Genomic DNA, 19,783 nt, shown 5'->3' with positions numbered 1-19,783 from the left:
CACGACGGTTCGATGCGGAACAATGTGTCCGGGGCAACTGGTGGGGATGTGTCGATGTGACGATCGTGCGAGGTCTGCGGGAAGCGCTTCTGTTGTTCGTGATCGCCGGGGTGCTGGTCGCGGTCGCGGCAGCGATCTGGGTGGCGGTCGCCGGCGGCGAGTACACCAACCGGCTGGGCATCGCGTTGATAGTGGTGGGTGGGCTCCTCGGTGTGACGGGTGACCTGACGATGAGTCGGATCGGCATGCTGGGCCCGCGCGCCATCTTCGGCGCCGCATCGGAGCGCGAGACGGCCGGCGGCGGGCGGGTGCTCACCGGGGTCGGCATCTTCCTCTTCGTCGGGCTGCCACTGATCGTGGTCGGCGCGCTGCTGATCGCCTGACCGAGCGGCAACCTCGCCGTCGACGTGCTCAGCATGCCGGCCCGCTTCGCCGAGCGTGGCGACCCGCACGCCGGCCTGGACGGCGACCGGCACTCGCTGGAGCCGTTGCTGGAGCTGGCCGACAGGGACGGGCTGGAGGCCCCACCGGAGCGCTGAGCGCTCAGGCCCAGGGGCTGCCGGCCCCGTCGAACTCCTCGAACACCAACCAGGTGCGGGTGGACAACACCCCCGGGATGCTCTGCACCCGGCCCAGCACCACATCCCGCAGTGCGGCGTTGTCCGGCGCGCGGACCAGCGCGAGCACGTCGTGGTCGCCACCGAGCAGCGCGGCGTGCTCGATGTAGCGGACCCGGGCCAGCTCGGCCGACACCTCCCTCCAGGTGTTCTGCTCGATCGTCAACGCGACGTACGCCGAGGTGCCCAGCCCGGCCGCCTCGGGTGCCACCTGGGCCCGGAAGCCGGTGATCACCCCGTCGCGCAGCAGCCGCTCCACCCGCGCGTACGCGTTGGTGCGGGAGATGTGGATCCGCTCGGCGAGGGTGCGCACCGACGTCCGACCGTCCCGGACCAGCTCGTCGAGGATCCGCCGGTCCACCTCGTCCAGGGCTCGGGCCGATCGTCCCGATCCCGCCGCCCGGCCCGCGCCGTCTGCGGTCTCCTGGCTCACTGCCGGTCCCTCCCCATGCCAACCGTCCCGCCTTCTACGTGGATCTTGAGTCAATCATCCAACAGGCGGAAGCATAGGCTCACCACACGTCCCAGGAGGTTCCGCCGTGACGACCACTCCCCAGGCGGTCCGCAGGGCATCCCCGCGCACCCGTCGGGCGGCCACCCCGCCCGACCCGGCGCGCCCGCTGCTGCCGAACACCGAACCCGTCCGCCTGCTCGACCCGACCGGCACGCCGCTGCCGGCCCGCACCGACTATCCGGAGCCGCCCGTCGAGGTGCTGCGCGAGCTGTACCGCCGGATGGTGCTCGGCCGCCGCTTCGACACCCAGGCGACCGCCCTGACCAAGCAGGGCCGGCTGGCCGTCTACCCGTCCTCGCGGGGCCAGGAGGCGTGCCAGGTCGGCGCGGTTCTCGCGGTCCGCGACACCGACTGGGTCTTCCCCACCTACCGCGAGTCGATGGCGCTGGTTGCCCGGGGCATCGACCCGGTCGAGGTGCTCACCCTGCTGCGCGGCGACTGGCACTGCGGTTACGACCCGACCGAGGTGCACACCGCGCCGCAGTGCACCCCACTCGCCACCCAGTGCGTGCACGCCGCCGGCCTCGCGCACGGCGAGGCGTACCAGGGGCGCGACACTGTGGCGCTGGCGTTCATCGGGGACGGCGCGACCAGCGAGGGTGACTTCCACGAGGGGATCAACTTCGCGGCCGTGTTCAAGGCGCCGGTGGTCTTCTTCGTGCAGAACAACCGGTACGCGATCAGCGTCCCGCTGTCCCGGCAGACCGCCGCGCCGTCGCTGGCCTACAAGGGCGTCGGCTACGGCGTACCCAGCGAGCAGGTCGACGGCAACGACCCGGTCGCCGTGCTCGCCGTCCTCACCCGCGCGGTCGCGCACGCCCGCGCCGGCAACGGGCCGTTCCTCGTCGAGGCGCACACCTACCGGATGGAGGCGCACACCAACGCCGACGACGCCAGCCGCTACCGCGACGGCGCCGAGGTCGACGCCTGGCGTGACCGGGACCCGGTCGCCCGCCTGGAGACCTACCTGCGCGCCCGCGGTGTGCTCGATGACGCGGCGGTCGCCGAGGTCGCCGAGCAGGCCGAGGCGTACGCGGCGGACCTGCGGACCCGGATGAACGAGCAGCCCACCGTGGACCCGATGAGCCTCTTCGACCACGTCTACGCCGAACCCACCCCGCAGCTGATCGAACAGCGCGAGCAGGTCCGCGCCGAGCTGGCCGCCGCTCGCGACGAGGAGGGTGACGCCTGATGGCCACCACCATGGCGAAGGCGCTCAACGCCGCGCTCGCCGACGCCCTCGCCGCCGACGACCGGGTCGTCGTCTTCGGTGAGGACGTCGGTCAACTCGGTGGCGTCTTCCGGATCACCGACGGCCTCCAGGCCCGCTTCGGCGAGAAACGGTGCTTCGACACCCCGCTCGCCGAGGCCGGCATCGTCGGCTTCGCGGTGGGCCTGGCCATGTCCGGGCTGCGGCCGGTCGTCGAGATGCAGTTCGACGCGTTCGCGTACCCGGCGTTCGAGCAGATCGCCTCGCACGTGGCGAAGCTGCGCAACCGCACCCGGGGCAAGCTCAGCGTGCCCATCGTCATCCGAGTGCCGTACGCCGGCGGCATCGGCGGGGTCGAGCACCACTGCGACTCGTCCGAGGCGTACTACGCGCACACCCCCGGGCTGAAGGTGGTCACCCCGGCCACCGTCGAGGACGCGTACTCGCTGCTGCGCGAGGCGATCGACGACCCCGACCCGGTGGTCTTCATGGAGCCCAAGAAGCTCTACTTCGGCAGCGCCGAGGCGGCCCTGCCGACCCGGACCGAGCCGTTCGGGCGGGCCGTCGTGCGCCGGCCGGGACGCGACGCGACCCTGGTGGCGTACGGGCCGGCGGTGCCGGTCGCGCTGGAGGCCGCCGAGGCCGCCCGCGAGGAGGGCTGGGACCTGGAGGTCGTCGACGTCCGCACCATCGTGCCGTTCGACGACGAGACCATCGCCGCCTCGGTCCGGCGGACCGGCCGGTGCGTGGTGATCCAGGAGGCGCAGGGCTTCGCGGGTGTCGGCGCGGAGATCGCGGCCCGGGTGCAGGAGCGGTGCTTCCACGCGCTGCACGCCCCGGTGCTGCGGGTCGCCGGGCTGGACATCCCGTACCCGGCGCCGATGCTGGAGCACACCCACCTGCCCGGCGTGGACCGGGTGCTCGACGCGGTGGCGCGGTTGCAATGGGACGACCAGCCGGACCCGCGCTGGGCGGCGCAGGGCAGCGCGGCATGACCACCGTCGAGCGCACGCAGGTCTTCCTCCTGCCCGACCTGGGCGAGGGGCTGAGCGAGGCCGAGATCGTCGAGTGGCGGGTCGCCGTGGGCGACATCGTCACCGTCGACCAGAGCGTGGTCGAGGTGGAGACCGCCAAGGCGGTCGTGGACGTGCCCTGCCCGTACGCCGGCCGGGTCGTCACCCTGCACGGCGCGGCCGGTGAGGTACGTCCGGTCGGCCAGCCGCTGATCACCATCGCGCCCCTGGACGGCGGCGACGAGCCGGCCGGGCACGCCACCTACCGCGAGGAGGAGCGTGCCGGCTCCGGCAATGTGCTGATCGGCTACGGCACCGGGCACGGCGGTGCCACCCGGCGTCGGCGTCGACCCCGGCTGTCGCTGGCTCCCGAACCGGCCACTGCCGGTCCCGCTCGCGGGTCCGACGTGGCTGGCGACACCGGTCCGACCGCGGGCGGTGGCCCCGCCGCAGCTGCGGCGACCGCCCTGGTCATCTCGCCGATCGTGCGGCGGCTGGCCCGCGAGCAGGGCCTCGACCTGGCCACTGTGCGGGGCACCGGGCCGGGCGGGGTGATCCGCCGCGCCGACGTGGAGGCGGCGCTGGCCGTGCCAGCAGCCCGGCTCACCGCCGTGCCCGACCCGCACGTCGCGCTGGCCCCGGCCGGGGACGGCGACGTCATCATCCCGCTCACCGGCGTACGCAAGGTCATCGCCGACAAGCTCTCCCGCAGCCGGCGGGAGATCCCCGAGGTGACCATCTGGGTCGACGTGGACGCCACCGGGCTGCTGGAGACCCGCGCGGCGATCAACGCGGCGACTCCCGACGCGCCGGTGAGCCTCCTGGCCCTGCTGGCCCGGATCTGCCTCAGCGGACTACGCCGGTTCCCGCAGCTCAACGCCCGGGTCGACACCGAGGCGCAGCGGATCGTCCAGTCCGCCGGCGTGCATCTCGGCATCGCCGCGCAGACCGACCGGGGTCTGCTGGTGCCGGTGCTGCGCGACGCCCAGCGGCTCACCACCGCCGAGTTGGCCGCCGAACTGGCGGCGACCACCGCCGCCGCGCGGGCCGGCAGCCTGCCGCCGGCCCGGCTGACCGGAGGCACGTTCACGCTGAACAACTACGGGGTGTTCGGCGTCGACGGCTCCACGCCGATCATCAACCACCCCGAGGCCGCACTGCTCGGGGTCGGGCGGATCGTGGACAAGCCATGGGTGGTCGACGGGCAACTCGCCGTGCGCAAGGTGACCCAGCTCAGCCTCACCTTCGACCACCGGGTCTGCGACGGCGGGGTGGCCGGTGGCTTCCTGCGCCACGTCGCCGACTGCGTGGAGCGCCCGGCGTTGCTGATCGCCGCCGTCTGACGGCGTACACCTCCCGGTCCCGGCGCCGCCCGTGCGGCGCCGGGGCCGACCCATGTCCGGGGTTGCCCGGCGTGCGTCGTCGGGCCCGGGGGGTTTCCCGACCGTGTCATCGGGAAGTCGGCCCCGCCGGAACGCACCGCACGCGTCGAAGGGAGCCACCTGTGGCCGTGGCGAACGAGCTGCTACTGAACTCGGTCCGGGTACGACGACCCGCCTCGGCGGGCGCGCCCCTCTATTGCGACGCGCTGGAATACGGGCTGACCGGTGACGGCGCGACCAATGACCAGCCGGCGCTGGCCGCCCTCGTGGAACGTCTCGGCGCCGGTTACGCCTCGGACGGGCGGGCCCGCGTCATCTACTGCCCGCCGGGCATCTACTCGATCCGGGACGCGGGAACGGTGTGGCGCAGCGGTGTCTCCTTGATCGGGGCCGGCCCGGCGGCGACCCGGTTCATGCTCAGCAACGAGGGCAACCGGGCCGATCCGACGCCGCTGGCCTTCTGGACCACAGTGCAGCACGGCGCCGACCGGGACCGGCACATCGCCGACTGCACCTTCTCCGACTTCCAGATCGACGGCTCCGGGGTCGCGATGGCCGAGTACAGCTACCTGGCCAAGGGCCTCGGTATCCAGTACATGGTGCGGGGAGTGTTCCGCAACCTCTACATCCACCACACCGCCGCCACCGGGTTGGGCTGCGACTTCCTCCAGGATTCCCTGATCGACGGCGTGGTGGTGGTCGGCTGTGGTCGCCTCGACAACGGCGAGCAGATCGGCGGCGCCGGCATCGGGATCGGCATCGGCGGGTGGGGCCCGGTGGAGCGGCTGACCATCGCCAACTGCACCGCCCTGGCCAACGGCACCAACGGGATCTTCCTGGAGCTGCAGAAGGACTACTGGGAGCCGCCACGCGGCTACCGCATCATCGGCTGCCACAGTCAGGGCAACCGGTTCGGCATCTCCGACTGGGGCGCCGACGGTCTGATCGTCTCGGCCTGCACGATGACCGGCAACCTGGAGACCGGCTTCGACGTGTCGTCGCAGGGCACCTCGTCGGTGGCCGGCCGGGGCGGGCTGCTCACCGACTGCGTCATCGACGGCAACCTGCGCGACGGGGTCAGCATCGGCAACACCCCCGGCCCGTACACCGTCCGGGGCAACCGGATCAGCGGCAACGGCCAGCACGGCTATCACACGCGCAACCTCAGGCGCGGCTACCAGGGCGCGATCCGGGACGTGGTGATCGAGAGCAACGAGATCTGGGGCAACGGGTTGGACGCGGTCCGGGTCGACCACCAGATGACCGACGCGGTGGTGCTCAACAACCGGATCCGCAACAACGGGCGACAGTACGCAGAAGGCACCGGCGGGACGGGTGATGCCGTGCGCTACGGCGAGCGGTCCGTTGTGGATCGGTCGGCCAACTGGCCGCACGACGGGCACCGGGGCAAGATGCTGCGGGTCGGACGGTCCGTCGCCATGGTCGCCGGCAACACCGGCGACGAACTCACCCTCGCCCCGGTCCGCCCGGACGCGTTCAGCGCGTGGAGCGGGGACATCCCGCCGCCGGGATGTGGATACGAACTGGCTGCCGCGCCGAAGCGGCGGGCCGGCATCACCATCGACGCGCCGTTCGACTCGGCCACCATCCGCGGCAACCGGATCTGGGACAACCACGACCACCAGACCCAGACGCACGGGCTGTGGATCACCGATCGGGGCAGTTGCGTGGGCAGCCGGGTCGAGGACAACGACCTCGCCGGCAACGCCGACGAGGGGATGCAGCTCGACACCCCGCCGGTGGGCGGACGCTGGCGGGACAACCACGTCGACAGCGACTGGACCTGAGCGACCACCCGGCGGCAGCGGTCAGCCGGGCAACCGCCCTCGACCGGCGGTCGGTGGTGGAACGACGAGCGGCGGCGACCGGATCACTCCGGTCGCCGCCGCTGTCATCGTGAGGTGATCAGCCGGCCAGACCCGCCACCGGGTCCGGGTCCAGCACGACAGTGGCCGAGGCCGACTGCGGCGGCACACCCGGCTCGGTCGGCGCGTCGGTGTACTCGGCGACGAACACCGCGGTCAGGTTGTCCGCGCCGCTGTGCCCACCGTCCACGAAGGTGGGAATCGTCCCGGAGCACCCGGTCGCCGTGGAGAGCGGGTGCCCGTGCTCGTCGTGCCCGAGCACGTAGGTGACCTTCACCCGGGAGCAGTCCACCGGCAGGTCGTCGGTGACCTTCACCTCGTACGCGACGGTCTGCCCGAACTGGAACGGCTGCCCGGCCACCGGGGTGACGAACTCGATGATCGGCGCGGTCGGCCCGACCACCAGCGGCAGGGTCGCCGAGGCGGAGCGTCCGGTGCGGTCGGTCACCTTCACCGTCGGGGTGTACGAGCCGTTCTCCTGGAACGTCCACGTCGGGTTGGGGTCGGTGCTGTCCACCGAGCCGTCCGCGTTGAAGTCCCACGCGTAGCTGAGCCTGTCACCGTCCGGGTCGGTGGTGCCGGCGCTGGAGAACGCGACGGTCAGCGGGGCCTGCCCGACCGTCGGGGTGCCACTGATCTTCGGGATCGGCGTCCGGTTGCCCCGGACGAAGTCGATCCGGGACAGCTGGGCATCCGGGTTCTCGGCGAAGTAGCCGTCGCCGTATTCCAGCACGTAGAGCGCGCCGTCCGGGCCGAACTCCATGTCCATCGGGTTGTCCACGACCAGCGATGGCACCACCGGCCGGATGTCGGTGACGTCACCGTCCTCGTCGAGGCGGAACTCCTTGATGTAGTCGCGGGTCCACTCGTAGAACAGCGGCACCCCGTCGTAGTAGGCCGGCCAGCGGGTACGCGACGTGCTGGTCCCGTCGTAGTCGTACGCCGGGCCACCCATCGGGCCGATGCCGCCCGAACCCAGCTGCGGGAACTCCCCGGAGGCGGCGGAGGGATACCAGACCTCCGGCTGCTCCACCGGCGGCAGGATCCGCTTGCCCGTGTTGTGGGGTGAGTCGTTGACCGGGCGCTTGCAGTTGAACTTGGCGCCGGACTGACCGGTGGCGAAGTCGTAGTCGCGGTAGGCGATCGTCGGCGTGACGCAGTACGGCCAGCCGTAGTTCGCCGGCTTGTCGATTCGCATCCAGCGGCCGTGCCCGGCCGGCCCGCGCTCCGGGTTCGGGTTGGAGGCGTCGGGGGAGTAGTCGCCCAGGTACACGTCGTTGGTACGCCGGTCGACGGCGAACCGGAACGCGTTGCGCAGCCCCATCGCGTAGATCTCCGGGCGGGTCTTCGCCGTGCCCGGCTTGAACAGGTTGCCGGCCGGCACCGTGTAACCACCACCGGCCTTCACCTTGATACGCAGCAGCTTGCCGCGCAGGTCGTTGGTGTTGGCCGAGGTGCGCTGGGCGTCGTACGCCGGATTGCGGTCGGCCCGCTCGTCGATCGGGATGTAGCCGTCGGAGGCGAACGGGTTGGTGTCGTCACCGGTCGACAGGTACAGGTTGCCCAGGCTGTCGAAGTCGATCTGGCCGCCGACGTGGCAGCAGATGCCCCGGTCGGTGGGCACGTCGATGATCTGCTGCTCGCTGGCGAGGTTCAACCTCATTCCGTCCAGCTTGAACCGGGACAGCCGCAGCGCGCCCTTGAACCGCTGCCAGTCCGCTTCCGTGCCGACCTCCGGCGCGTCCCCCTCGTTGACGTCGGGCGTCGCCGGGTCGTCGACCGGCGTGTTCATCGGCGGTGAGTAGTAGAGGTAGACCCACTTGTTCTGGGCGAAGTTCGGGTCGATGGCGACCCCCTGCAGCCCTTCCTCGTCGTGCTCGTACACGGGGATGTCGGCGGCGAGGGTGTTCAGCCCGGTGCGCGGGTCGTGGATGCGGACCTCGCCGGTGCGGGAGGTGTGCAGCACCCGCAGGTCGGGCAGGACGGCGAGGCTCATCGGCTCGCCCGGGAAGTCGTTCAGTGTCACTTTCTGGAAGCTGCTGTCCGGCGGTGCGGCCGGTGCGGCGGCCGCGGCTGACGGTGGTACGACCAGGCCGGCCGTCACCAGCAGCAGGGCGGACGCGAATGCGGTCCTGTTCATCAAGTGGTCCCCCGAGGTGCTTTCAGTACCGGAGTGAAGCGAGATAGTCGAAGCCGACCCGGGCGGTGTCCAGGGCGTCGGCGGGGGAGCGTGGCGGGGTGCCTGCGTCGTCGCGCTCCACGATGTACTCCTCGATGCCGGCCTCGCGCTCGTGGGCGAAGATCCGACCGAAGTCGATGAGGCCGTCGCCGAGGTCGGCGAAACCGCCCTCGACGTCGAGGTCCTTGACGTGCACCTGACGGATCCGGCCGCGGTTGGCCCGGATCACGTCGACCGGGTCGTGCGCGCCCCGCCAGGTCCAGTAGAGGTCGAGCTCGAAGTGGACCAGTCGGGGATCGGTCTGCCCGGTGAGGATGTCGAACCCGGTCGAACCGTCGGTCAACGGCACGAACTCCAGTTGGTGGTTGTGGTAGCCGAAGTCGAGCCCGGCACGTTCGGCCATCCGGCCGGCCTTGTTCAGGTCGCGCGCCAGGGCCCGGTAGACGTTGGGGTCCCGGATCGCCTGGCCGCTCGCGTCCCGACCGAAGTACGGGTGGACGATCTTCTTGCACCCCACGACGTTCGCGTCGGCGAGGGCTTGTTCCCAGGTGGCGGCGTCGAACGGCTGCGGGATGCCGGTGTGCCCGGAGGTGGCGCGCAGCCCGGCCTCGTCGAGCGCCGCCCGGAACTGCGCGGCGGTGCGTCCGACGAAACCGGCGTGCTCCACCCGGCGGTAGCCGATCCGGCGCAGCGCGTCCAGGGTGCCGGGCAGGTCGGCGGCGAGTTGATCGCGCAGCGTGTAGAGCTGGATGCTGATCCGGTCCACCGGAACCCGGCGCCGGCCGTGGGACTGCGCGGCGGGCGCGGCGGCGGCCGGAGCGACGAACATACCGGCAGCGCCGACGGCAGCGGCGGAAACGGTCGCGGCGCGCAGAACCGCACGGCGGCTGACCGGCTCGGACACCGCTGTCGGCTCCGGTTGGTTGATCTGTTGATCCATGGTGGTGGTCCCTTCCTGACGGCTGGCATGCCGTCTACGGCAGTCGACCTGGCTGCCGTCGCCCGGACGCGCCGAACCGGCCGGAGGCTGGCTCCGGCTGGACGGTGAGGGACGGCGCTCGGGTGCGGCCCGGACCCCTCGGGGGCGGAACGCGGCGACCCGGCAGGGGTGGCGGCGAGCTGATCGACGAATGGGCAACCCTCTATCTGGATCGTGACCCTACCCTTGCCTCCGGACGAAGGCAAAGCTTCGTCGTGATCGGCAGAAGTTTCGCTCCAACTGACAAAAGTCCGCCCCCGAGGTGCGCCGCCTGCCGCGACCTCCTACTTCCGCGCCGCGCCGGCCGGGCCGCGCCGAGCCGCGCCCCGGGGTCCGCCCTGATCCGGACAGCCGGTGTGGCGGTCGCTCAAGCAGAGCAAAGAGCGTGACACAGGTCGCTTGAACGCCCCATCCGCCAAGCGGAACATTGGCGGAAAATGCGTCGATAAATGCGCCTCCGATTATTTGCGAATGCCGTGGACGCCCCTGTCGAAGAAGCGAGAATGTGACAGAGGGAAGTCAAAAACGGGGGGACTGAACATGACGTCTAGGCGGCGATTGACGATGTTGGCGGTAACCATCGCAGCCGCACCACTCGTCCTGGGTGGGTGCACCGCCAACCGGGAGTCGGCGACCGGTTCGGCCAAGGGGCACGCCGCCCCGCCGGAGCTCGCCGTGACACCGGGGGACAAGACCCGCGACGTGCCGGTCAGCGCTGAGGTGGGCACCGTGGTCAAGGGCGGCAGGGTCACTGGCGTACGCCTCACTGACGACAAGGGCAAGCAGGTCAACGCCGAGCCGCGCGAGGATGGCTCGGGCTGGGTGCCGAGCGCGCCGCTGCAACCGCGACGGACCTACACCGCCGAGGTGACCGCCACCGGCGACTCCGGTGCCACCACCACTCGCAGCACCACGTTCACCACGATGGCGAAATCCACCAAACCGCAGATCACCAGCACTCTCTATTTCGTCGGCAATCGGACGTACGGCACGGCGATGCCGGTAACCGTCGCGTTCGACCCGGGAATTCCGAAAGAGGCCAGAGCGGATGTCCAGCGGCGGTTGTTCGTGAAGACGAATCCCCCGCAGCCGGGCACCTGGTCGTGGCTCGAGGACGGAAGTCAGGTCTATTACCGGGCACCCGATTTCTGGAAGCCGGGGACCACGATCAGCGTCCGGGCCGGCTTGGAGGGTCTGCCGATCGGGAAGGACCTGGTGGGCGACTCCGAGCGGACCGCGACCTCCAAGATCGGACGCCAGGTCTCACTGGAGATCGACAACGCCACCAAGCAGATGACGGTGATGCGCGACGGCAAGCAGGTCCGCCGGATCCCGGTCAGCCTGGGTAAGCCGAGCACCCCGAGCTCCAGCGGCAAGATGGTGATCATGGAGAAGCACCAACGGACCACCTTCGACACCCGGGGGGAGCCCAACGGCGGGTACGTGGTCGACGTCGACGACGCGCAGCGCTACACCTGGGGTGGCGAATTCATCCACTCCGCCCCGTGGTCGGAGGGGGACCAGGGCAACACCAACGTCTCGCACGGCTGCGCCAACGTGTCCGCCACCGCGGCGGACTGGTTGATGGGGGTGACCCAGGTCGGTGACCTGGTCACCGTCAAGGGCACCGAGGTGGAGTTGCAGCCCGGCAACGGCTGGACCGCGTGGAACGTGAGCTGGGACGAGTTCGTCCGGGGCAGCGCCCTGCCGGTGCCGCCCGGGCTCAAGCCCGCGCCGGTCGCCCCGGCGCACCCGGGAGCGGTGGCCGGCGGGTCGCCCGCCCCGGCACCCTCGGTCAGCGGTCGCTGAGTCACCGCCGCCAGCCTTCGGGGCCGGCCCGCCACCTGGCGGACCGGCCCCGTCGTCGCCTTGACGCCGTCGAGGCAAGGGCCGCACCGCCAAGGGGCGTGGGAGCGATCACCCCAGGGGTACGCGGGCCACCCCGGTCCCGATCAGGCTGCCCAGCCACAGGTGGTCGCCGTGCTGGCGTACCCCGGTGATCATCCGGTAGTGCCCGTTCGGGCCGTGCAGCGTCCGGCGGACCCCGCCGTCGCCGTCGACCAGCGCGACCAGCCCGTAGCGGCGTGGCTGTGGCTGCATCGCGTCGGGCAGCAGCGCGGCGATCTGGCGCAGTCGCGGATGCGGCAGCAACCGTTCGGCGATCGGCACCCGTGGGCTGGGCAGCGCGATCCAGTACGTCCCGTCGCCCACCGCGGCGAGATTGTCCGGGTACGCGGGCAGGTCGGCCAGGACCCGCACACCGCCGCCCAACTCCACGCGCAGCAGACGGTGGGTGCTGGTCTCCACCAGCATCAGGGCCGACTCGTCCGGGGTCAGCGCGATCCCGTTGGGGAAGTACAACCCGTCGGCCACCACCTCGGTGCGACCGCTGCCCGGGTGGTAGGCGAGCACCCGGCCGTTGGGGCGGTGCTCCAGCAGGTCCCGTTTCCAGTGCGACACCGGAAACCGGTCGGAGCTGTCGGTGAAGTAGATGGTGCCGTCGCGGCCCACCGTCGCGTTGTTGGCCAGGTGCACCGGAGGTGTCGTCCCGGTCAGTTCGCGTACCGTGCCGTCGGGCGTGACCCGCAGCAGCCCCCGGTACGCATCGCAGACCACCAGGGCCTCGCCGGACGGGTCCAGCTCGATGCCGAGCGGTCGGCCACCGGTCTCGGCCAGCAGCCGGGGTCGGGTGCCGGCCGGCGCGTCGACCGGCCACCACCAGAGTCGACCCTCCTCGTCGCCGCTGATCACCCGCCCGGTGCGGTCGATGAGCACGTCCTCCGGCCCGACGGCGCCGTCGGGGAGGGGCAGCACCTCGGCCTGGTCGAGCCGGCGGTCGGTGGGAGCCCACGCCCCGGTCAGTGCCGGAGGGACGGTTGCCGGCTCCCGGACGGGACGGATCAACCGGGGCGGTCGGGGCCGGGGGATCAGCATCCGCCTATTCTCCACCGCCGCTGTCGGCCGTCCCCGTTTCGCCGCTCGCGCGGCGTGCCGACGCTTGGGCTCCGGGCTCCACCCTGAGTGGGAGGGGCAGCACCTCGGGGTATGACCCTGGGCGTACCCGGAATCACTCCGCGGAGGGGCGAAACTGTCGGGGGTGGCGGCTAGATTTCAGGGCATGGAAGAGCACAGCGACCGGCTCGACGTGCAGGTCAGCGTGGGTGACCGGATGGTCCTCATGCGGGTGGCCGGCGAGGTCGACATCGCCACGGTCGCCGCGTTCCGATCCGCGCTGTGGTCCGCGCCGCCTCGTCCGGTGCTCCAGCTGGACCTGTCCGAGCTGCGGCTGCTCTCCGCCGCCGGCATCCGCACCCTGCTCGCCGCGCATCTGCGCGTGCGGGCTCGCGGCGGCGAGCTGGTCCTGGTCGACCCGAGCCCGGTGGTGGCGCGGGTGCTGCGCGCGACCGGTCTGCACCGCGTGATGCCGATCCTGGAGCCGGCCCGGGTGGTCGAGGCGGCGCGCCGCCCGCTTCCCGCGACCGCGCACCTGCAACTGGTCGCCTGACCCGAGGCGCGGCGCGAGGGCCGCCGGCGTGAGCCGGCGACCCCCGGACAATCGGTCAGCGCACGCCGAGCAGGTCGACGATGAAGATCAGCGTCTCGCCCGGCGCGATGACGCCGGCCGCGCCCCGGTCGCCGTACCCGAGGTGCGGCGGGATGGTCAGGCGGCGGCGGCCGCCGACACGCATGCCCACGACGCCCTGGTCCCAACCTGCGATGACCTGACCGCCGCCGAGCGGGAACTCGAACGCCTCACCCCGGTTCCACGACGAGTCGAACTCGCCGCCGGTGGAGTGCGACACCCCGACGTAGTGCACGCTGACCAGCTGGCCTGCCTCGGCCTGCGGGCCGTCGCCCACGGTGATGTCCTCGATCACGAGGTCGGCCGGCGGTGCACCCTCGATCGGACCCACCTCGGGCTTGCCCGATCGGGCGCCTGCTGCCTGGTTCATGCGGGGATCTCCTGCCGTGTTGGGTGATGTGTCCGGTCACCGTCGATCCTGCCGGATCGCCCCTCACCGATGTGCGGCGGACCCGCCACCTGCTCGATCGCCCGCCGCGCCGCGCCGGCGATGGCAGGGCCGACGGCCACGACCAACCCCTCGACGGTACGACCAGAGGCCCCGGACTTCGCCCGACCGCCGACGTCGGGCCGGCCGTTCGCCTAGGCTCGGGAACGGCCGGCCGGCGGGGTGCGGGCGGTGCACCGTGGTCGATGCGGAGGGCGTCGGTGGCTGAGGCGACGGTCACGGTCCCGCTGTGGGCCTGGGCGGCGGTCAGCGCGGTGATCGCGGTGATGCTCGCCGTGGACGTGCTCCTGCACCGGGACAACCACGTCATCGAGCTGCGCGAGGCAATCCTGTGGAGCGCCGTCTGGATCGGCGCGGGCCTGCTGTTCGGGCTGGTCGTGTGGTGGGGCCTCGGCGGCGACCCGGCCATCGCCTACTTCTCCGGTTACCTGTTGGAGAAGGCCCTCTCGGTGGACAACGTCTTCGTCTTCGCCCTGCTCTTCGGCTACTTCCAGGTGCCGCCCGGCTACCAGCACAAGGTGCTGTTCTGGGGCGTCGTGGGGGCGCTTCTCTTCCGTCTGCTGTTCATCTTCGCGGGCGCCGAGCTGCTGGACCGGCTCGCCTGGGCCGGGTTCGTGCTGGGCGCCTTCCTGATCTGGACCGGTTGGCGGCTGGCCGTACGCGGAAAGCCGGACGTCGACCCGGACCGCAACGTCGTGGTCCGGTTGTTCCGTCGGCTGGTGCCCACCGACGCCCGCTTCCACGGCGACCGGTTCACCGCCCGGGTCGCCGGCCGGCGGGTGGCGACGCTGCTGCTGGTGGCCCTCGTCGCGATCGAGGCCACCGACGTGGTGTTCGCCATCGACTCGGTGGCGGCGATCCTCGCCATCACCACCAACACGTTCCTGGTCTGGACGGCCACCGCGTTCGCCGTCCTGGGTCTGCGCAGCCTCTACTTCTGCCTCGCCGGCCTGCTGCGACACTTCGGCTACCTGCGGTACGGGCTCGCGCTGCTGCTGGCCTTCGCGGGGCTGAAGCTCATCCTCGCCGAGACGCCGGTGGGCAAACTGCCGGTCTGGTTGACCCTCGCGGTGGTGGTGCTGACCCTGGCGGTCTCCATCGGCGCCAGCATCCCAGCCGCGCGGCGTCCCGGAAACGGCCGCTGAGGCGCCAGGCCGCCGGAGCCGGCGGTTGAGCCGCCGGCCGCGTCGGGTCAGCCGACCACGACCGGGCGGGTCAGCTGCTCGGCCAGCAGGGCGGGCGCCTCGGCCAGCGAGGGGCCGTACCAGGTGAGGTGCCGACCGGAGAGCAGCGCGCACGGTACGCCGGGGAACGCCTCGGGCCCGTCGTCGGCCGTGAACCGGTACGGCTCGTCGGGCAGCACCACCAGCTCGGGCTCCCGCTCGCGCAACTCGGCAAGCGTGGGACGGGGATAGCGCTCGGGATGCTCGTCGTAGGTGTTGACCACACCGAGCCGACGCAGCACGTCACCGGCGAACGTGTCGCCGCCGAGCACCACCCACGGCCGACGCCACACCGGCACCACCGCCCGGCGGGGCGGGGCCAGCCGGGGCGGCTCGGCCCACGCCCGCCGGGCGTCGCGCAGCCAGGCCGGCTCGGTCGGCGCCCCCAGCTCGGCGAGCAGCTCGCCCAGCTCGGTCAGAGCGCCCGCGACCGTACGCGGATAGGTGACCCGCACCGGCACGCCGGCCGCCCGCAGCGCTTCCGCGTCGTCGCGGCGGTTCTCCTCCACGTTCAGCAGCACCAGATCCGGCCGCAGGGCGCGCACCCGGTCCAGGTCCGGGTACTTGCTGCCGCCGACCCGGGCGACGTCGAGCCCGGCCGGGTGGCTGCACCAGTCCGTGGCCCCGACCAGAACTCCCGGCACTGTCACCGCCACCGCCTCGGTCAGTGACGGCACCAACGACACCACCCGCACCCGCCCACCTCCGTCCGCCACCGGTCCCGGCACCGATCATGCCCGTCGTGGCAACCCCGGTCCGGGCCGGCGGGGCTCGATGCGGGCGGTCACGTCGAGGTGCGCCGGTGTGCAGCCGGCGGTCGTCGCGAACCGGCGGACCGCGGCGTCGACGTGCTCGCGTACGGCGTCGGCCCGGGCGTCGGCCGTCAGATCCACCCGGATCCACACGTCGGGACGTCCCGGTGTGCCGGTGAGCACCACCCGGGCGCGGCGCACCCCGGGGTCGCCGGTCAGGTCGCGCTCCAGTGCGTCGACGAGGACGTCGGTAGCCAGGCGGGTGCGTCCCGGGTGGCGTCCGGGGTGGCTCAGCATGCCGTGCAGTGCCTGGCGGGGCCGACGTAGCTCACGGCCCAACAGGCGCTGGCCGGTGAGGGCGGTCAGCGCTCCGGCGACCGCCGCGGCCACTGTGCTCCACGGCGCGGCCACTCGCCACGCGTCCAGCAACCCCGCCCCGAGCAGCGGCGCACCCGGGTCGCTGCCGGGCAGCGCGCCGAGGCTGGCCCCCAGCGCTGTCGCTCCGAGCGCCACCAGCAGCAGCGCGACGACGGTCCACAGCAGCCGGTGTGCGGCATCCGTCATGCCGGCCGCCGGTGGGGCAGCAGGCGGATCTCGATCCGGCCGGCACGATGCGAGGCGAGCTGCCGCAGCTCCTGGCTCACCGCGAACTCGACCTCCGAACGGGCCGCCGGGTCGCCGGTGGCTCGCACCCGGGGCGCCACTGGTCACCGTCCCGCCGGATGCGCACCCGCGCCTGGCGTACACCCGGCACGGTCGCGGCCGCCTCGGTCAACCGGCGTTCCAGACACCGCCGCCGCAGGTGCCAACCATCCCGCTCGTCGATCCGCAGCCGGGCCGGTGTCCAGCGGCGCAGCTGGGCGGCCAGGATCACCAGGCCCAGCAGTACGGTCCCGCCGGCCACGGCGCGAACCTCCGGGTCGTGCCAACGGGTGCTGGTCAGCGCGTCGTACCAGCCGGTGCGCGCGAGCAGCGACGCCGGGCGACCCAGCGCGACCAGCAGCGCCTGTACGGCCAGCAGCACGCCACCGGCGAGCAGGGCGACGGCCAGCAGCACCGAGGCGGCCCGGTTGATCGTCGGCATGTCGGCCTCCGGCCGCCGGACGGGCCGCCCTGCCACAGTGCCGTCCACCCCGGGCACGAGCAGGTCGTCCACCGTGATGGTCACCGCGGCCACGAAGACGCCGGTTTCGGCGGCCACCCGCTCGGAGACCGCCACCCGGACCGCCTCGGCCACGGCGGGCACGCTGTGCCCGTACGAGGTGACCAGGTGCAGGTCGAGTCCCACGGACCCACCGGCCAGACGCACGGCGGTCGGGTGAGCGCCGGTCACGCCGGACACCCGGCGGGCCACTTCGGCCGCGATCCGCGCGACGTCCGCCGCCGTGACGGTGCTCGGCCCACGGCGGTCCGGCCCGGCAGGACGTCGACTGGTCGGATACCGGCCCGCGTCGGCAGGCATGGTGGGACTGCTGGTCCGGATGACGCGCGTGGTCCCTGTGGTGCCGACGGTCGGGCGGATGGCGACGGGCCGCGAAGGAAGCCGGTGGTGTCGACCCGCGCGATCAGCGCGAGGGCGGCGGCGGATGGTCGGGTCACCGGCCAGTCGGGGCCGGCGGGCGCGACGCGGGTCATCCTGCTGGTGGCCAGCGGCCATACCGCTGGCGGCGGCGGTGCCGAGCTGTTGTCGCGACATGCTGACCTCCCGGCCGGTCCGCTACCGGCGACCCGGCTGAATACACCCGCCGCGCACCCGTGGAACACGACTTCGACGTGACCTGCGTCACACACTCGCCTTGAGTGCTGGCGCCGGTTGCTGGTTCTTGACACGCTTCTACAACGTTGTAATCCACGCTTCGACCCCCAGGAGCCCTCGATGCGCGTCTCCCCGGCCCCACCAGCGGCGTCGCCCGCCCACCCCACGTCCGTCGCCCCGGACGAGGTGCCGGTCGAGACGCTCGGCGACCTCTACCGCGACGGGATCACGGCCTGCCGGGGCGCGTTCGACGTGGCGTGGGTGGACCAGGTCGGCGAGGATGTCGCCGCCGCGTTCGACGAGGCGCGCTCCCGGCCCGACGGTGCCGTCGGACGAGGCCCGCAGCGGTGGTATGTGGAGATCCATCCGGAGCAACTGCGGGGCTTCGTCGACCTGGTCACCCAGCCCTGGGTGGTGTCGGTCTGCCAGGCGGTCCTGGGCCCGGAGTACGAAATCGTCGAGCTGGGCTTCGACATTCCCTTCCCCGGCGCTGCCATGCAACCGTGGCACCGGGACTTCCCGATGCCGGAGGAGACCCGCAGGCAGCGGCGCCTCACCTCGTTGGCGTTCAATCTGACCACCGTCGACACGGTGGAGGAGATGGGGCCGTTCGAGATCGCCCCGGGCACCCAGTGGGACCACGGCGCCGACTTCGACCACGAGATGTTCCCGCCACGGGAGCGCTACCCGCGCTACCAGCGGCGGGCGGTGCGCAAGTACCCGCAGCGCGGGGACATCTCGGCCCGCTCGGCGCTGACCATCCACCGCGGCACCCCGAACGTCTCCCGGTCGGCCCGCCCCGTGCTGGTGCTCGGCGTCGACGCCCCGGGAGCGGGAAACGCCGCCCACCACGACATGGCCGTCACCCGCGGCTACTGGGAGAGCCTGCCGCCGTTGGTCCGGCAGCACCTGCCCTGCCCGGTGGTGGACCGGCTGGAGCCGATCCGGCAGAAGCACACCATCGAGGGCCTGGTGATGGGCGCCGCCGAGTAACGGGCGGCCGGGTACGCCGGACCGGCCGCACCGCCGAGGTGCAGGTCATGATCGACCACCTAGACTCGGCCCGGCTCGACCGACCGGCGGATGGATCAGGCAGATGACGAGCATCGGCAGCGACGACCGCGGCTGGTTGCGGGCGGTGCCCGCCGAGGATGGGCGCGACCAGCTGCTCGCCCGCGCCGGCCACCGGGTCTACCCGGCGCGCCGGCTCAGTGACCTGGTCCAGGGCCGCCCGCCCGGTGTCACCGGCAGCCAGTGGAGTTCGGCCAGCCGCGCCAGCTTCGACTTCGTGGTCTACGCGGCCGACACCGGCCGGGCGATCGTCGCCGTGGAGATCGGCCCCGTCGCGCCCGCCGGCTCCGCCGAGCAGCGCGTCGAGCGGCTGAAGGACGCGGTGAGCGCCGCCGTCGGCCTGCCGGTGCTGCGGATCGGCTCGCCGACGTTGCGGGCGGCCGAGCATGGCCGCCGCCTGGTGGAGTACGTGATCGACGCGCGCGCCTACGCCGCGGGAGGCGCCGGTGTGACCGCCGCCGGGGACGACCCCGCCCCGGTGGGATTCCGGGACATCCTCGGTCGGCTGCCCGACGGCCGTACCGGACCGGTCAACGACCTCGGCGCGCTGACCCGGGCGGCGGCGGTCGAGGCGTACGTGGCCGGGCGGGTGGCCGACCCGATCGTGCGAGGGCTGCACGTGCGCTGGGTGGACGGGCCGGCGCAGGGGTGGAGTTGGGTGCAGGTCCGCCCCGACGCGTGCCTCGTCGAGCGGGTCTCGGTGACCGAGCACCGCTTCTCCTGCGGCATCGACGCGGCCCGGTTGGCCGAGGATCTCGCCACGGTCGCCGTCGGGGAACGGCTGCGGGAGAACGTCGCCTCGGACCTGGTCCCGCGCGACGAGTTGACCGCGCAGATCGTCGCGCTGCGCGGGCGCCGCCACGAACTGGTGGGCGGATTCGCCTTCGACCACCTCTGCGCCGACTGATCGGCACCCGTTCCACCTGCTGATTTTCCGCTCCGCGCCAGCTCGATGCCGGGTCGCGGCAATTTCCTGTGCGCCGGTTGAACCTTCCCCGTCGCCCACCCGTACTCCTGCGCGAATGAACAGGATCTCCCATCCGCGTCGTCGGGACCCGGGGGACGGTGTGGAAAGGGCATCGTCGGCCATCGACGCATTACCGGGTAGGTCACGGTGCTCGCCGCCGTGGCGTGCCATCTGACATCCGTCGGTCCGCCGAGGCCAGGAAT

18 protein-coding genes and 1 pseudogene are annotated in these 19,783 nt (G+C 72.4%); 11 read left to right on the top strand and 8 right to left on the bottom strand.

Annotated features, from left to right (window positions below; genetic code table 11):
* Positions 1-56 precede the first annotated feature (56 nt).
* Complete coding sequence (locus AC3CF1_RS03850) at positions 57-383, top strand: hypothetical protein (RefSeq protein WP_088948325.1); 327 nt, start codon at positions 57-59, stop codon at positions 381-383.
* A gap of 21 nt (positions 384-404) precedes the next feature.
* A pseudogene (locus AC3CF1_RS03845) lies at positions 405-539 on the top strand (ATP-dependent DNA ligase); the annotation flags it as partial.
* Between the two features lie 4 nt (positions 540-543).
* Here the strand turns inward: AC3CF1_RS03845 and AC3CF1_RS03840 are convergent.
* Positions 544-1,050, bottom strand: coding sequence for an Lrp/AsnC family transcriptional regulator (locus AC3CF1_RS03840; protein WP_088948324.1), 507 nt, complete (start codon positions 1,048-1,050; stop codon positions 544-546).
* A gap of 106 nt (positions 1,051-1,156) precedes the next feature.
* Between AC3CF1_RS03840 and pdhA the strand changes: the two genes are divergently transcribed.
* From pdhA to AC3CF1_RS03820, 4 genes are all read left to right on the top strand, one after another.
* Entirely contained in the window at positions 1,157-2,323 is a 1,167-nt protein-coding gene (gene pdhA, locus AC3CF1_RS03835; protein WP_088948323.1) for a pyruvate dehydrogenase (acetyl-transferring) E1 component subunit alpha, read from the top strand.
* The gene (locus AC3CF1_RS03830; RefSeq protein WP_357860712.1) at positions 2,320-3,336 is read left to right on the top strand and encodes an alpha-ketoacid dehydrogenase subunit beta; all 1,017 of its coding nucleotides are present in this window, start codon (positions 2,320-2,322) and stop codon (positions 3,334-3,336) included. The genes pdhA and AC3CF1_RS03830 overlap by 4 nt, the downstream gene beginning before the upstream one ends.
* Positions 3,333-4,697, top strand: a complete 1,365-nt coding sequence (locus tag AC3CF1_RS03825; RefSeq protein ID WP_354982016.1) for a dihydrolipoamide acetyltransferase family protein — start codon at positions 3,333-3,335, stop codon at positions 4,695-4,697. The genes AC3CF1_RS03830 and AC3CF1_RS03825 overlap by 4 nt, the downstream gene beginning before the upstream one ends.
* Before the next feature lie 167 nt (positions 4,698-4,864).
* Positions 4,865-6,544, top strand: a complete 1,680-nt coding sequence (locus AC3CF1_RS03820; protein ID WP_231927402.1) for a right-handed parallel beta-helix repeat-containing protein — start codon at positions 4,865-4,867, stop codon at positions 6,542-6,544.
* Between the two features lie 118 nt (positions 6,545-6,662).
* Here AC3CF1_RS03820 and AC3CF1_RS03815 read toward each other — a convergent pair whose 3' ends face one another.
* Both AC3CF1_RS03815 and AC3CF1_RS03810 read right to left on the bottom strand, forming a co-directional pair.
* Positions 6,663-8,762 (bottom strand): PQQ-dependent sugar dehydrogenase, encoded by a 2,100-nt coding sequence (locus AC3CF1_RS03815; protein ID WP_355162008.1) that lies wholly within the window; start codon positions 8,760-8,762, stop codon positions 6,663-6,665.
* Between the two features lie 22 nt (positions 8,763-8,784).
* The gene (locus AC3CF1_RS03810; protein WP_355162010.1) at positions 8,785-9,741 is read right to left on the bottom strand and encodes a sugar phosphate isomerase/epimerase family protein; all 957 of its coding nucleotides are present in this window, start codon (positions 9,739-9,741) and stop codon (positions 8,785-8,787) included.
* A 597-nt stretch (positions 9,742-10,338) separates the two neighbouring features.
* On the opposite strand from AC3CF1_RS03810, the gene AC3CF1_RS03805 reads away from it, so the two are divergent.
* On the top strand, positions 10,339-11,589 hold the full coding sequence (locus AC3CF1_RS03805; protein WP_435794550.1) for a L,D-transpeptidase: 1,251 nt from the start codon (positions 10,339-10,341) through the stop codon (positions 11,587-11,589).
* A 108-nt stretch (positions 11,590-11,697) separates the two neighbouring features.
* Here AC3CF1_RS03805 and AC3CF1_RS03800 read toward each other — a convergent pair whose 3' ends face one another.
* Entirely contained in the window at positions 11,698-12,714 is a 1,017-nt protein-coding gene (locus AC3CF1_RS03800) for an SMP-30/gluconolactonase/LRE family protein (RefSeq protein WP_210924289.1), read from the bottom strand.
* A 184-nt stretch (positions 12,715-12,898) separates the two neighbouring features.
* Here AC3CF1_RS03800 and AC3CF1_RS03795 point away from each other — a divergent pair, with 184 nt between their 5' ends.
* A complete protein-coding gene (locus tag AC3CF1_RS03795) occupies positions 12,899-13,285 on the top strand; it encodes an STAS domain-containing protein (RefSeq protein WP_099853833.1) in 387 nt (128 codons plus the stop codon).
* A 55-nt stretch (positions 13,286-13,340) separates the two neighbouring features.
* On the opposite strand, the gene AC3CF1_RS03790 is transcribed toward AC3CF1_RS03795, so the two are convergent.
* Positions 13,341-13,733 (bottom strand): FKBP-type peptidyl-prolyl cis-trans isomerase, encoded by a 393-nt coding sequence (locus AC3CF1_RS03790; protein ID WP_141909523.1) that lies wholly within the window; start codon positions 13,731-13,733, stop codon positions 13,341-13,343.
* Positions 13,734-13,996: 263 nt separating this feature from the next.
* Here AC3CF1_RS03790 and AC3CF1_RS03785 point away from each other — a divergent pair, with 263 nt between their 5' ends.
* Positions 13,997-14,956, top strand: coding sequence for a TerC/Alx family metal homeostasis membrane protein (locus tag AC3CF1_RS03785; protein WP_406084255.1), 960 nt, complete (start codon positions 13,997-13,999; stop codon positions 14,954-14,956).
* Between the two features lie 47 nt (positions 14,957-15,003).
* Here AC3CF1_RS03785 and AC3CF1_RS03780 read toward each other — a convergent pair whose 3' ends face one another.
* The 3 genes from AC3CF1_RS03780 to AC3CF1_RS03770 form a co-directional block, all read right to left on the bottom strand.
* Positions 15,004-15,729: a helical backbone metal receptor gene (locus AC3CF1_RS03780; protein ID WP_355162018.1), complete on the bottom strand. Its 726-nt coding sequence runs from the start codon at positions 15,727-15,729 to the stop codon at positions 15,004-15,006.
* Between the two features lie 36 nt (positions 15,730-15,765).
* Positions 15,766-16,350 (bottom strand): hypothetical protein, encoded by a 585-nt coding sequence (locus tag AC3CF1_RS03775; RefSeq protein ID WP_354982011.1) that lies wholly within the window; start codon positions 16,348-16,350, stop codon positions 15,766-15,768.
* 76 nt (positions 16,351-16,426) lie between these two features.
* Positions 16,427-17,248 (bottom strand): Asp23/Gls24 family envelope stress response protein, encoded by an 822-nt coding sequence (locus AC3CF1_RS03770; RefSeq protein ID WP_488449538.1) that lies wholly within the window; start codon positions 17,246-17,248, stop codon positions 16,427-16,429.
* A gap of 414 nt (positions 17,249-17,662) precedes the next feature.
* Here AC3CF1_RS03770 and AC3CF1_RS03765 point away from each other — a divergent pair, with 414 nt between their 5' ends.
* Together AC3CF1_RS03765 and AC3CF1_RS03760 are read left to right on the top strand one after the other, a co-directional pair.
* On the top strand, positions 17,663-18,535 hold the full coding sequence (locus AC3CF1_RS03765; protein ID WP_488449537.1) for a phytanoyl-CoA dioxygenase family protein: 873 nt from the start codon (positions 17,663-17,665) through the stop codon (positions 18,533-18,535).
* A gap of 103 nt (positions 18,536-18,638) precedes the next feature.
* Positions 18,639-19,520: a PDDEXK family nuclease gene (locus tag AC3CF1_RS03760; protein ID WP_488449536.1), complete on the top strand. Its 882-nt coding sequence runs from the start codon at positions 18,639-18,641 to the stop codon at positions 19,518-19,520.
* Positions 19,521-19,783: the final 263 nt, after the last annotated feature.

The organism is Micromonospora sp. MGP-C2 (assembly GCF_057766525.1).
Note: the sequence above shows the minus strand (reverse complement) of the source record. Positions and strands in the feature narration are given on the sequence as shown.